This window comes from Syntrophotaleaceae bacterium, from assembly GCA_041390365.1.
In the GTDB taxonomy this organism is placed as follows: domain Bacteria; phylum Desulfobacterota; class Desulfuromonadia; order Desulfuromonadales; family Syntrophotaleaceae; genus JAWKQB01.
Map to the genome: position 1 here is coordinate 1,182,388 of JAWKQB010000001.1, position 13,080 is coordinate 1,195,467.

General features: G+C 56.3%; 8 protein-coding genes. 5 read left to right on the plus strand and 3 right to left on the minus strand.

What is annotated here, in order from left to right; all coding sequences use genetic code 11:
• The first annotated feature begins 77 nt into the window (after window positions 1-77).
• Together R2940_05595 and R2940_05600 are read left to right on the plus strand one after the other, a co-directional pair.
• Window positions 78-1,142: an AI-2E family transporter gene (locus R2940_05595; protein MEZ4599243.1), complete on the plus strand. Its 1,065-nt coding sequence runs from the start codon at window positions 78-80 to the stop codon at window positions 1,140-1,142.
• Window positions 1,139-3,256 (plus strand): VTT domain-containing protein, encoded by a 2,118-nt coding sequence (locus R2940_05600; GenBank protein MEZ4599244.1) that lies wholly within the window; start codon window positions 1,139-1,141, stop codon window positions 3,254-3,256. Before R2940_05595 ends, R2940_05600 begins: the two co-directional genes overlap by 4 nt.
• A 47-nt stretch (window positions 3,257-3,303) precedes the next feature.
• Here R2940_05600 and R2940_05605 read toward each other — a convergent pair whose 3' ends face one another.
• Window positions 3,304-3,570 carry a DksA/TraR family C4-type zinc finger protein gene (locus R2940_05605; GenBank protein MEZ4599245.1) on the minus strand — a complete coding sequence of 89 codons (267 nt, stop codon included), beginning with the start codon at window positions 3,568-3,570 and terminating at the stop codon, window positions 3,304-3,306.
• Between the two features lie 210 nt (window positions 3,571-3,780).
• Here R2940_05605 and R2940_05610 point away from each other — a divergent pair, with 210 nt between their 5' ends.
• The 3 genes from R2940_05610 to R2940_05620 all read left to right on the plus strand — a co-directional run bounded on the left by R2940_05610 (window position 3,781) and on the right by R2940_05620 (window position 7,007).
• Entirely contained in the window at window positions 3,781-4,263 is a 483-nt protein-coding gene (locus tag R2940_05610) for a thermonuclease family protein (GenBank protein ID MEZ4599246.1), read from the plus strand.
• Between the two features lie 123 nt (window positions 4,264-4,386).
• Window positions 4,387-5,907: an AMP-binding protein gene (locus R2940_05615; protein ID MEZ4599247.1), complete on the plus strand. Its 1,521-nt coding sequence runs from the start codon at window positions 4,387-4,389 to the stop codon at window positions 5,905-5,907.
• Window positions 5,892-7,007, plus strand: a complete 1,116-nt coding sequence (locus tag R2940_05620) for an alpha/beta fold hydrolase (protein MEZ4599248.1) — start codon at window positions 5,892-5,894, stop codon at window positions 7,005-7,007. The genes R2940_05615 and R2940_05620 overlap by 16 nt, the downstream gene beginning before the upstream one ends.
• A gap of 71 nt (window positions 7,008-7,078) precedes the next feature.
• On the opposite strand, the gene R2940_05625 is transcribed toward R2940_05620, so the two are convergent.
• On the minus strand, window positions 7,079-10,372 hold the full coding sequence (locus R2940_05625) for a PAS domain S-box protein (GenBank protein ID MEZ4599249.1): 3,294 nt from the start codon (window positions 10,370-10,372) through the stop codon (window positions 7,079-7,081).
• 970 nt (window positions 10,373-11,342) lie between these two features.
• Complete coding sequence (ltrA, locus tag R2940_05630; GenBank protein ID MEZ4599250.1) at window positions 11,343-12,746, minus strand: group II intron reverse transcriptase/maturase; 1,404 nt, start codon at window positions 12,744-12,746, stop codon at window positions 11,343-11,345.
• Window positions 12,747-13,080 lie beyond the last annotated feature (334 nt).

Here is a 13,080-nt window from a genome sequence, read left to right on the forward strand (position 1 = left end):
CAGGGAAACGGGTGAAAAGGCTATCTGAAACAGATGGTTGTAAAGGATAAGGTGTGAACAGGAATCTCTTTGGCACTATGCTGGCGTTAATTGCCCTGCTTCTCTATCTTGCGGCCGTCATAGCCATACTGTTTCCGTTTCTGCAGGCTCTGCTCTGGGCAGGCATCATCGCCCTGATGACCTATCCCCTCTACGATCGTCTCTACCTGGCCGTCAACAGGCGCAGAAATCTGGCGTCTTCCCTGATGACCCTCGGGGTCATTCTGGTCCTTGTCCTGCCGGTCGTTGCCCTGATTGTCTATTTTGCCACCCAAGGCCAGGACTTCTATGAAAATATGGAACCCGCATTATTCAATGATCCTGCAAGCATCTGGCACCAGATTAAAAAATTTCCTCCGGTGAATCTGCTGATCAATATCCTGAATCCAATTTTCGCCCGTTTCGAGATCAATCTTCAGGAAACTTTCAGGGTCGCCCTCCAGCAATCCATGGATGTTCTGGTCAACTTTTCAACGGCGGTGGTGAAAAAGTCCTTCTCCTTCGCGTTGGAACTGGTCATCATGGCCGTCGCCCTGTTCTTCATATATCGGGACGGGGAAAATTTCGCCCAAAGGATCCTGGACCTGATCCCGCTCAGATCGGAAATCAAGGGTTTGTTGATTCAGAGGGTCAAGGAGGTTGTCACCAAAATTCTTTCCGGTCTCCTTTTCGCCTGTTTCATTCAGGGAATTCTGGCGACCCTGGGATACCTGCTGGTTGGGCTCCCCGTCCCCGTGCTCCTGGGCATCGCAACGGCGATTGCAGCCCTGATCCCGTTAGTGGGGACCACTCTGGTCTGGGTTCCGGCAGCGCTGATCCTGGTATTGCAGGGCGATTACTTCAGGGGACTGATTTTGCTCGTCTGGGGCGCAGCGCTGATCTCCCCTTCGGACAACCTGATCCGCGCCCTGTCCATGAGCGGCAGGGCCGGTACCATCTATATCTCGCCTCTGGTCATCATCCTCGGGCTGCTCGGCGGCATGGCGGTTTTCGGTTTTATCGGAATCGTACTCGGACCGCTTGTCCTGTCCCTGTTCCTCTCCGTAATGGAGCTGTTCACCAGTCATCCCTTACAGACTTCCGAAGACGTCGATGCCCAATGAAAAAGATTTTACGTCCCGGAGATAACTGCTGGTGTCTGGCCCATGCCGAGAGGGTGGCCTTTCTGGTGGATGGAGAGGCGATCTTCTCGGCCTTCGAAAAGGCCGCCGCTCAAGCCCGCCGTTCCCTGCTGATCGTCGGTTGGGATATCGACAGCCGCGTCAAACTTAAACGCTCTTCCTCTGACGAATGTAGCGTAACCATCGGATCTTTTCTGGAAAACCTGGTCATCCGAAATCCGGAACTCGAAATCCATATTCTGATCTGGGACTATCCTGTCATCTACGCTCTGGATCGGGAACCTTTGCCGATCTTCAACCTCGACTGGAAAACCCATCGCCGGATCCACCTGTCCCTCGACAGCCAGCACCCCATCGGCGCCTGCCATCATCAGAAAATCGTGGTGGTGGACGATGGTCTGGCCCTGGCCGGAGGGTTCGATCTGTCCAACCGTCGCTGGGACACCCCGCAGCATCATCCTGACGATCCCCAAAGGATCGATCCTCTCGGCAAACCCTACCCACCCTTTCATGACGTACAGGCGCTGGTTCAAGGTCCGATCGCCGGAAAGCTGGGCGAGCTGGCCAGAGAGAGATGGTTTCGGGCCACGGGAAGCAGACTCCCAACGCCCGAAGGCAGGAGAGGGATTGAGTGGCCCGAAAGCGTGGCGGTCGACATGACGAACATTGCCATCGGCATTGTCAGAACCGAACCCGCCTTCAAGAATCGGACGGAAGTCAGGGAGGTGCAGCGTCTTTTTATCCAATCCATTGCCGCTGCCGAAAAATACATTTATATCGAAAATCAGTACCTGACGTCCCGGGTCTTACTTGAAGCCCTGCTGAACAGGCTGGGAGGAAAGAGCGGACCTGAAATCATCATCATCCTGCCCAAAAGCAACACCGGATGGCTGGAGGAAAACACCATGGGTCAGCTTCGCAGGGTGGTCCTGCAGTCCCTGGCCAAGGCGGACGACCAGGGACGGCTGGGCATCTTCTGCCCCGTTGTCGGGGCATCGGGACGGCAAACAGAATCCGAAGTCAGGATTCATTCGAAAGTCATGATTGCAGACGATACCTTCGTCCGGATCGGATCGGCCAATCTCAACAATCGCTCCATGGGTCTGGATACCGAATGCGATCTGGCACTGGAAACGGCACCGGGCGAATCGGAAGCCATCGGGGTTATCGGCTTTCGCAACCGATTGCTGGGAGAACACCTCGGAGTCTCACCGGAGGAGGTCGGTAAGGCGATCGCCGACCAGAGGTCTCTCCTGAAAGCCATAAACCTGCTGAATGTGAAGGATCACTGTCTGGAGAACCTGATCTCCCCGCAGATTCTTGAAGAGACATTCACAACAAAGGAGATAGCGCTCATCGATCCGGAACAGCCGATCAAACTGGATCTAATGATGGACCAGATGGTGGTGCCGGCGCAGGATGCAGCCGAAAATTCCCGTTCGGCCAAGCGCAAACTGGTCTTTTTCGCTCTGGCGGTTCTGTTGCTGCTCTCCTTGTGGCGCTTCACACCTCTCAAGGAATACCTCGATACCGAGACTCTTACCTTCTTGGCGATATCTGTCCGGCAAAGCCCTCTGGCCTGGTTGTATGTTTTTTTTGCATACGTCGTCGGCGGCCTTCTGTTTTTTCCGGTGACCGTTCTTATCGTTGTCACTTCGGCCCTGTTTTCGCCTCTTTCCGGTTTTTTCTTCAGTCTGGCGGGCTGTCTGGGCAGTGCCGCCCTCACCTTCGCCATCGGCCACTGGATGGGCCGGGATACCATTCGACATTTTGCCGGGGGCCGTCTGAACAGGATCAGCAAGCAGATCGCCCGCAAGGGCATCCTCGCCATCGGCGCCGTGCGCCTGGTCCCCATCGCTCCCTTCACCCTCGTCAACCTGGTAGCCGGAGCGTCTCATATCCGCTTCAGAGATTTTTTTCTGGGGACTCTGGCTGGAATGGTGCCGGGGATCGCGGGTTTGACCATTGTAACGGATCGCATCAGGGCTTTCCTGTCGGAACCAGGCCTGTGGAATACGCTGTTGCTGGTGGCGCTGTTGCTGCTGGTGGGCGCGGGAGGTTATTTTCTGAAGAAAAGACTCAGCCGGCAGGAGTAAAATTAGAGGTAAATATTGGAGTTGAAACAGAAATCCCCGGCCCCCTTCTATTTGAGCTGGCTGTCCTTGCTGCCCCGTCGATTATAAGCCGAAACGGTTTTCTGCCTCTTTTCGAGCTCCGATTGACACCTGATACAAAGGCGAACGCCGGGAACAGCCTTGCGTCGCGCCTCGGGGATCTCCGTCTCGCAATCTTCGCAATGGGTTGCACTCTCGCCGGCGGGCAGCCGGCTTCGAGCCCGTTCCACCGCCTCCTCAACCGTAGCGTCTATCTGATCCTGAACGGCACCATCCCGAGACCAACCGACCGCCATATGTTCTCCTTCGCTCTGGTATCCTCCTGCATAAGTATATAGCAAAGATCCTGTTCCGATCTACGCTCTCAAAAGGGCAATCATAATTTCTGCCCCGGTTGGGCCTTTTAAAATTACAAAATTAGTAATTTTTTCATATACCCTCTTCCCCAAAACTGATAATTACTGCCCGACTTGAATCCAGTCTCGATCCCACGGAATCGAGGGTTCGTGAGAGGATTTCGCCGCAAACAGAAATTACCTTTTTGTATAGACCGCATGCGACATCCACGATTTTTCTTCCTTGCCGTCCTCCTGTTTCTGGCAACAACCGCTGTTGCCAGTCCGTTAATATATGGAGAAGCCACTGTTTCAGAAGTTACGAGCATCTACGACGGAGACACCTTCCGCTGTAACATCTCAGGCTATCCGCCGATCATCGGCGAACGGATTGCGGTTCGAATCAATGGCATCGATACGCCCGAACTGAGAGATAACCACCCACGGGTAAAAGCGCTTGCTCGAAAGTCCAAACAGTACACGGTTCAGCGTCTGAGGGAAGGCCGTCATATTGTTTTAAGGAATATGCAGCGGGGAAAGTATTTCCGAATTGTAGCCGATGTCTACGTTGACGGCGGCAACCTTGGACAGGAACTGATCGTCCGGGGACTGGCCAAACCGTATGACGGAGGGAAGAAAACAGAATGGGAGTAAAGGGATCAGGTTCACTGGCCGATCTTGATAGAATGGACCGCAGGTTTGAAGAGGGCGATGTCTCTTTTGCTACGAAACCAACCGCCCGGAACGGGCCAAGAACCAGGCAGGAACTGGCGGTCCATGGACCACACGCAGGGAGGATCGTTGGGCACGACGAACGCCGCTCTTGAGCTCCTGGAGCACAACCTTTGGAGCCGCCCGGACAAGACAGTCTATCTTTGCTCCGGCAGGGTCCACACGTACCGCGAGTTGGGCGAGGGAGCCTGTTGCCTGGCACGCCGGCTGCGGGAGCGGGGGGTCGCACCGGGGGAGCGCATCCTGGTCGCCCTCCCCGACTGCTTCGCCTTCCCGGTGGCTTTTCTCGGCTGCCTCCTGTCCGGTGCCGTTGCGGTCGTGGTAAACTCCGAGCTCGACCAGGAGGCACTGGCGCAGATCGCGAAGGACGCTGGCGCGCGCCTGAGAATCTCCCTGAAGGGGAGCGCAGCGATGTCGCCTGCAGATTCCCTGGAGGAGATCCTGTGCAACGAGGTGGGACTGTTGGACTGGGCATGCCCGGGGATGGAGTTCCGCGACGCCTTTCAGCCGGCCGACAGCGACCTCGCCTATGTTCTTTACACCTCCGGCTCCACGGGCGCGCCCAAGGGAGTGCCGCACCGGCACCAAGCTCTTCTGCTGCCGTGCGATCTCGTCGGCAAGGCCGTGCTTGGGCTAACAGGCAAGGACGTCATCTTCTCCACGAGCAAGTGCTCCTTCGCCTACGGTCTCATCAACAGCCTGGCCCTGCCGCTCCGGCTCGGCGCCACCGCCATCCTCCACCCGGGAAAGCCCGATCCGGCAGCGGTCCTCGAGATCGTCCGTCGACACAGCCCGTCGGTGTTCTTCTCGGTCCCCACGCTCTTCGCTCAGATCCTCCGTTCGTGGCCGGAGGTCCGGCAGCAGCTGCCGATGCGACTCTGCTGCTCGGCCGGCGAGGCGCTCCCGGCGGCTCTGTTCGAAGAGTGGCAGCGGGTCACCGAGCTTGAAATCCTCGACGGCATCGGCTCCACCGAGATGGCCTACCACTTCATCTCGAACGCTCCCGGTCAGGCCGTCGCGGGGTCGGCGGGGAGTTTGGTGCCGGGCTACAGGGCGAGGCTGGTGGACGAGCACGGCGACGATGTCTCTCCCGGAAACGAGGGGCAGCTGCTCATTGACGGCCCGACGCGAACCCCGGGCCTCGGCAACTCGCCGGTTGCGGCCGACGCTCCCCTCGCGACCGGCGACCTCTTTGTGGAGCGGGACGGATTCTACTATCACCGCGGACGGAGCGACGACATGTTCAAGTCGGCCGGCTGCTGGGTCTCACCCAACGCTGTAGAGGAGGTCCTGCGAGGGCACGCCGCTGTGTCCGAGTGCGCCGTAGTGGCCTCCCGGGTTGGCGGGCTCGGTGTCCCGGACGCCTTCGTCGTACTCGACCCCACTGTGACCGGGTCGCCGGAACTGGTCGGAGAGCTGCGGCGATACTGCCGGGAACGTCTTCCGGACCACATGTGCCCGGCCCGAATCCGGTTTGTGGCCGAACTGCCGCGCACCTCCACCGGGAAGGTACAGCGGTTCAAGCTTAGAGAGGGTAACAAGGAGGAAACATGGCAGCAACAATGATCGATCAACTGAGGGAGCTCGTAGTGCAGGTTGGGGGCAACGCGCAGACGGCCCTCGAGCTGGAGCCGGATCAGGCCGTGGCGCACAACGCCCTCGACTCGCTCGGCTTCACAGCGTTCATCGCGGCCCTAGAGGAGCATTTTGCCATCCGGGTTGGCGACAAGTCCTCAGTAAAGCTGCGCTCCCTGAAAGACTTCGCGCAGTATGTCGAGGCCCAGCTCGAACGCTCGCAGGATGTCGACTCCTGTGCGGCGGACAACGGCGCAGCCGAGGCCGGTGACTTGACCCTCGACGGAGCGCCGCTCCATTACGAGATCGCCGGCAACGGACCGCCCCTGCTCCTCTTGAACGGCATCGGCCTCGACCTGTCCGCGTGGGCTCCTCTGGTTCAAGCCCTGTGCGGCGAGCGTCGCCTGGTGCTCCTTGAGACCCGCGGGTCCGGCCTCTCCGGTCCGCCACCGGAACCATGCACTACAGCCCGGCTCGCCGCCGACGCCCTCGCCCTGCTCGATCACCTCTGCCTCGACTCGGTGGACGTGCTCGGATTTTCGCTTGGCGGCCTTGTAGCGCAGGAACTGGCACTCCTCGCACCGAACCGGATCCGCTCGCTGGTGCTCGCTGCCACCGCGGCCCGCCTCCCGGGGCGGACTCGCCGCGCCCTCGACGCCTGGCGGCATCTTCTCCTGACAGGGGTAGAAGCCTACGCTTTCCGGCGCCAGCAGTTCGCCTGGATCTTCAGCCCTGCGACCCTCGAGAACGACGCGCTGATCGATGGGGCCCTGGCGACCCTCGCAAGCGCGCCCGCCCCTTCGGCGCGCGGCTTCTCGGCGCAAGCCGACGCCTGCCTGGCCCACGACTCCCGGGACCGGGCGCCGCGCATTGACGCCCCGGCGCTCGTCCTCGCCGGAGCGGACGACGTCCTCCTCCCCGCAACTGCAGCCGAGACCCTCGCCGGGCTCCTGCCCCGGGGGCGTTTCGAGTACCACCCCGGCGGCCACGCCTTTCTGTCGGAGAACACGAAAGTCGTTGCGAGGTCGGTACTGCAATTCCTGGGCTCGCCCGCGAGGCAACGGGAAAATAAGGCACAGCGTAAGAATTAGGAGATGCCCGAGGGGAAGACTACTTGTTCGAAGCGCAAAAGTGGCCTGCCCCCTTTGGAAACCTTAAACCCTTAATTCGGGGAGGACACGGTCCTGTCCAGGACGTCTCGTATTTTTTTCAATAAATCCTCCTGCCTGAAAGGCTTTGTAATCATTTCCGCCTCTAGCGCGGCATCAAGCATCCCCTTTCTTTGCATGGTTTCTGCCGTGTAACCACTGATAAAAACTCCTTGAATTCCCGGTTTCAGCTTTTTTATTTCATCCAGCATTTCCCTGCCGTTTTTCCTGGGCATGACCACATCAGACAAAACTAGGGAAATATCGGCGTTCTCCCTGAACCGCACAACCGCCTCTTCACCGTTTTCGGCAATAATGATTCTGTAACCGACCCTTTCCAGGGTTCTCTTTATGAACATCCTCACGGTCTCGTCATCCTCGACCACCAGTAAAGTCTCTTTACCGCCGGGAGGCTGGGAGGTGAAGGTCATTTTTTCGTTGACGAATTGACCCTTGGCCAAAGGCAGATAAATATCGAACGTGGTTCCTTTGCCGGGTTGACTGCTGGCCAAAACGGAGCCGTTGTGCTGCTTGATGATTCCGTGAACTATGGACAGTCCCAGGCCGGTTCCCTTCCCCACCTCCTTGGTGGTGAAAAACGGCTCAAAGATGTTTTGCAGCGTCTTTTTGTCAATCCCGTTGCCGGTATCGGCTACGGAAATGAGGGCGTATTTACCGGGAGTTGGAAGGTCATACAGCTTTTCCATCCCCTCCTCGACAATCGCCTGTTTCGTGGTGATTGACAGATGCCCTCCCGTTGGCATGGCATCACGAGCATTGGTCGCCAGATTCATCAAGACCTGTTCTATTTGGCCCGGATCAGCCTTGACCTGCAGATTTCTGCAGCTGAAATCGATGCTGAACTCGATATCTTCCCCAATAATCCTTTGAATGATTTTCCCGGTTTCACTGATAAGAGGGTCCAGGAGCACGGGTTTCGGGTTGATCAGCTGTTTCCTGCTGAAAGCGAGCAGAGACTTGGTCAACTCCGCAGCCCGGTCAGCGGCTTTCAACACGTTACTGATACTCTCATGAGAAAGTTGATCGTCTTCACGGATGCTCTCTGACAGTATTTCCCCGTAGCCTGAAATCGCAGTGAGCAGGTTGTTAAAATCATGGGCCACACCCCCGGCTAGAATACCGACGGATTCCATTTTCTGCGATTGCATGAGTTGCCGCTCCAGAAGTTTTCGGTCAGTGATATCGTGAATTATCCCCTGGCAACCGGACATACGGCCTTCATCGTCCTTGATGGCAGACATGGAGAAGTGAACGACGATTTTCCTGCCGTCCTTTCTCATCATTTCGACTTCGAAATCACTGACAAATTCGGATCGGTCCATCTTTTCCCACAGCAGCTCCCAGTCACCCGGATTGCAGAAGAGTTTTTCCAGATACCGGGAAAAAAGTTCCTCCCTGGAATATCCAAAAAGTTCGATTCCGGCCTGGTTGATGTCAATAATCCTTCTCGCTGGATGCAAAATGAAAATCGTGTCCCTCGACCTCTCGAAAAGAGTCCGGTATTTTTTCTCGGACTCTCGCAGTGTGTCTTCAATTCTTTTACGGTCGGTTATGTCGGTGTGGGAACCGGAAAACCTGGCCGGTTTTCCCGCCAGATCCCTCTGACAGATTCCTCGCGCATGGATCCAGCGGTAGCTGCCGTCTTTGTGCTGAAGCCGGTACTCGACCTCATAGGTGGGGATCTGTCCGACCAGGCATGCATTCCTCGCTTCCATGACCAAATTCAGGTCATCCTGATGGATTCTTTCCCTCCATTTTTCATAATTATTGGGAAATTCATCATCTTCATAGCCGAGCATGCTTTTCCAGCGCGGCGAAAAGAAAGTGTCGCCGTTTGCAAGATTGAGATCCCATATACCGTCATTTGATCCCTGAACGGCCATGGCATATCTCTCCTCGCTGGTACGCAGCGCACCAACAGTTTTTTCCAGCTGTTCCGTCCTCTCGGCAATTCTTTTTTCAAGTTCATCATGGGAGCGACACAGTTCCTCCTTTGCCATTCTCAGCGCATCTTCCGAGCGGCACTTCGCCAGGGCCACCGCCAGATACCCCGCAAGTCTCTCCCACAGCGCCATGACCTCTGGGGAGAAAAGTCCTTTTCGCCGATCATTCAGTTCCAGTGCGCCCAAGCGCTCTTGACCAAAATCAAGCGGTATCAGGGCCGTTGATTCGTATCTCTCGCCATTGCACAAGGACTGTCGCTCGTACCTGGTGGTATCACCCGGCAAGTAAGTTTCCCTGTACGAATTTTCATCCGTTTCATTCAGGCGGACGTTTACTGCCTCACAGCCGGAATGCTGCCGAAAAAAGGCTGCAGCCGCGGATAACAGTTCTTGAGTTCCGGTACAGGCATTGACCAGGCTGAGGAATTCGATGGTTATTTTGCGCTCCTCCTCGGCCACCTTACGCTCGGTTATGTCCATAATCATGGATTGCTTGGACATCGAGCCGTTCGCATTGCGGATAGGAGAATTGACCACGTAGTACCAACGTCCGTCCTTCGGACTCTGCACCTCCCAATGGACTGTTTCGCCTGCAAAAACCCGTTCGTTCACGCACCAGGGACAGACGGAATCTCTCTCATGCAAAACCTTGTAGCAAAGTTCGCCGACGGCGTTATTCCCGGTTCGCTGGATGAACTTCTCATTCATGTATTCAATGCGATAATCTTCCGAACAGCTGTAGATCAAGCCGTCGAAGGCCTCGACTATGGCCCGGTATTTTTCCGCGCTGTCCATTGAGGCTTGTTTCGCTTCAAAATTACGGATTGAATTCTCGGCAAGATCCGTCAAAAAACGCGAAAACGCTTTGTTGTAGGTAATGATGTCGGCAACCTTTTCCCTGGTAAAAACGGGCACTCGATCAAGCGCTGCGAGATATTCCGAAAGGTTATAACCATGTTCTTGCGCCTGCAGAATAAAGCGGCCCCGGTCGGCGTTCTCACCTACATAAAAAAACTGTCCAAGAAAAATCGTCGCCAGATGACGGTTCGCCACGATGACCGGGACGCCGATGTCCCAGAGCCCGTTTTTGCAGCGATAAGAGCAGGGTTCCCGATAAACGAGATTTTCCTTGATGTAATTGTCGCTTTCACGGCAATTTTTCAGGGAAGAAGGGTGTGCACGGTGAAACAAGGTACAGATATCCTGCCAACCGGTGGCCACCAGGATCGACCCATCAGTGGCGTCAATGATGCCGATCGGCATACCTGTAACCTGGTACACTGCATCGGCGAGATTCTGTATCGTTGCCAGATCGACGAGTTCGGAAATGGTGTAATCTTTCATACTCATCCTCAGGGGAGCGCTTCGGTCTGCAAAAATGAATACCCCCTACAGAAAAACCGCTGACACCCTCAGATATCAAGCGGTCATTCCAACCGACAACTTCTAACCAAAAAACAATGCGTTAGATTACACACAATGATTCAGAATGTCAAATCACTAATGTCGCAACCTTTAAACTAATAAATTAAATTGGATTGCGACCAGCAGGTAAACATTGAGCGCATTTTGTGCCTCGGATTCTTCGCAATGGGTCGAACTCTCGCCAGCGTCTGCCGCCCTGAGTGTTTACCAACGGCCTCAAAGAAGCCTGCTGAAAGTCATTGACAGAAAGGAAAAGAGATTTTATTTTATTCAATAATCCGTATATTATATTTTGGAGGTCGAACATGCCTGTTTACGAGTACTCGTGTAAGAAATGCGGTCACCGATTTGAAAAACTGCAGAAAAACGTTGAGGCGGGACCCATATCGTGCCCCAACTGCAACTCAACGGAAGTCAAAAAGGAAATTTCATCTTTTTCCGCGACCGAATCGACTTCAGGCTCGTGCAACAGAGGTTGAAAATTCTAAAGGACGCCAGGTTGGCGTCTTAGAAAATACATGACGGCAGGTAACCCCATAGATTGCCTTTGAGAAGGCCTTTAACCTTGGTAGGAAAGCCTATGGAAAGCCTTGTGACAATCATTGCTATTTTATTTGTATGGGTTCTTCTGCAAAAAGTTATTTTGCCAAAACTTGGCGTATCGACTTGAATGTCCGATACATCAGATCTCGCGGGTCGAGATCATGGAGAAAAACCGATCGGCAGCAGTGAAGCGGTGAAAGATAACCACCACGATTCAACGCATGGATAGATCCAGGGTGGATTCAAACCATCCCACCCAATGAAAGGATTCCCTGATCGGGTAGGAGGCGGGGTCACCCCCGCCGTCCTCCCACACCACCGTGCGTACGGTTCCGTACACGGCGGTTCACAAAGCACTCTGAAAGCGTCTGAGACTGTCTACCAAGCAGATCAGCCCCAGTTTATCGAAGAAGGATTTTCGAAACGCATCGTGCATGTGCGAGGCTCCTGCATTCCACCAGGGGCCTCGCCCGTTTTGAGCCGACCTCCATGCTCTGAGTTCCGACAATCCCCGCCGCATCAAATTCCTGGCCCGCGTAAAAGAGCGCTTCCACTGCCGCCACAGAATGCAGCGTAGTTTCCGCCTGACCCAGCTATCCAGTTCTTCGAAGATGCCTTTGACTTCCGCCAGCCGAAAGTAGGCGATCCATCCCCGCAGTTTCGGGGTGGACTCTTCGATGACCCGTTTGAGGCTGTGTCCCCTTCCCCGACGAAAGAGCTCTCTGAGGTTGGCCTTGAACCGTTTCACAGAGCCTTCAGCCACCTTGAGCCGCGGTTTCTTGTGAAAGGTCATCCTGTAACCCAGAAAGGTTCTCTCCCAGGGGCGGCCAACGGCGCTTTTGACGCGGTTGACCTTGAGTTTCAGCCGCTGTTCGAGAAACTGGATCAGCGAAGCCATGACCCGCTCCGCCGATTGCCGACTGCGCACGTAAATGTTGCAATCATCGGCATAACGGCAGAAGGCGTGGCCGCGCCTCTCCAGTTCCTTGTCGAACTCGTCAAGCAGGATGTTCGACAACAGCGGCGAGAGCGGGCCGCCTTGCGGCGTCCCTTCCACCCGTGGCGAGACGATCCCCCCTTCGAGCACTCCGGCCCTCAGGTATCTGCGGATCAGTCGCAGTACACGGGGGTCTTTGACCTTGCGGGCCACTCGTGCCATAAGCACGTCGTGTCCGACCCGGTCGAAGAACTTCTCCAGGTCGATATCGACCACCCACCGCCGCCCTTCGGCCACATGCCTGCGGGCTGCTTGTACCGCCTGGTGGGCGCTCCGTCCGGGCCGAAACCCGTAGGAGCTATCGGAGAATCCGGTATCGAACAGCCGCATCAGCTCCTGATGCAGCGCCTGCTGAATGAGCCGGTCCAGCACCGTGGGAATGCCGAGCATGCGCACCCCGCCGCCGGGCTTGGGTATCTCGACCTTCCGCACCGGTTGGGGCTGGTAGCTTCCGTTCAGCAGGTCCTCCTTGATGCGCGGCCATTCCTTGACCAGGTAGCCTTTCAGCTCACCCACCTGCATCCCGTCGATGCCGGGGGCTCCCTTGTTGCCAACCACCCGGTCGTAGGCCGCCATCATGTTGCCGCGACTGACAACCTCTTCCATCAGCCGCGTCTCCGCTTCCGTCCAGGACGGTTCCCGGCATGCCGTGACGTTTGACGCACCTGTGCCATACTCTTGCGACTTCCGGTCGCTACCCTCGGGCGCGGCCCCTGATATCTCAACCAGGGCTTCTGCTTCTTCGATCGTCATCGAAATTCGAGTCTCCTGAATGGCGCCTCGTGTTCGGCCCTTCACCGGGATGGTCAACCCCGGCTACTATGGCCTCTGCTGACTTCTGCCGACCCGTCCCGACGCCTCTCGACGCCGGTAGCACGAGGCAGATCGGCAGATCTCCCAGGGTAATGCGCGTGACCTTCCTCCCATATACCCGCCGCATCTACAGCCCCACCCTCCCGGATGGCTATGGGGCTTTGAAGATGTTGGCCTTCTCGCCCGGATGGAACTGCCTCGTATGCGATTTCTGTTCGTCGGGCCGGGAGTTTGCCTGCGGCTTCCTTCAGATCCCACCTCGCGGTGGACACCC

What these genes read in the sequence shown, in the direction of transcription:
- R2940_05595 (MEZ4599243.1), top strand. Translation starts at nt 78, where the DNA reads ATGCTGGCGTTAATTGCCCTGCTTCTCTATCTTGCGGCCGTCATAGCC.
- R2940_05600 (MEZ4599244.1), top strand. Translation starts at nt 1,139, where the DNA reads ATGAAAAAGATTTTACGTCCCGGAGATAACTGCTGGTGTCTGGCCCAT.
- R2940_05605 (MEZ4599245.1), bottom strand. Translation starts at nt 3,570, where the DNA reads ATGGCGGTCGGTTGGTCTCGGGATGGTGCCGTTCAGGATCAGATAGAC.
- R2940_05615 (MEZ4599247.1), top strand. Translation starts at nt 4,387, where the DNA reads ATGGACCACACGCAGGGAGGATCGTTGGGCACGACGAACGCCGCTCTT.
- R2940_05620 (MEZ4599248.1), top strand. Translation starts at nt 5,892, where the DNA reads ATGGCAGCAACAATGATCGATCAACTGAGGGAGCTCGTAGTGCAGGTT.
- R2940_05625 (MEZ4599249.1), bottom strand. Translation starts at nt 10,372, where the DNA reads ATGAAAGATTACACCATTTCCGAACTCGTCGATCTGGCAACGATACAG.
- ltrA (MEZ4599250.1), bottom strand. Translation starts at nt 12,746, where the DNA reads ATGACGATCGAAGAAGCAGAAGCCCTGGTTGAGATATCAGGGGCCGCG.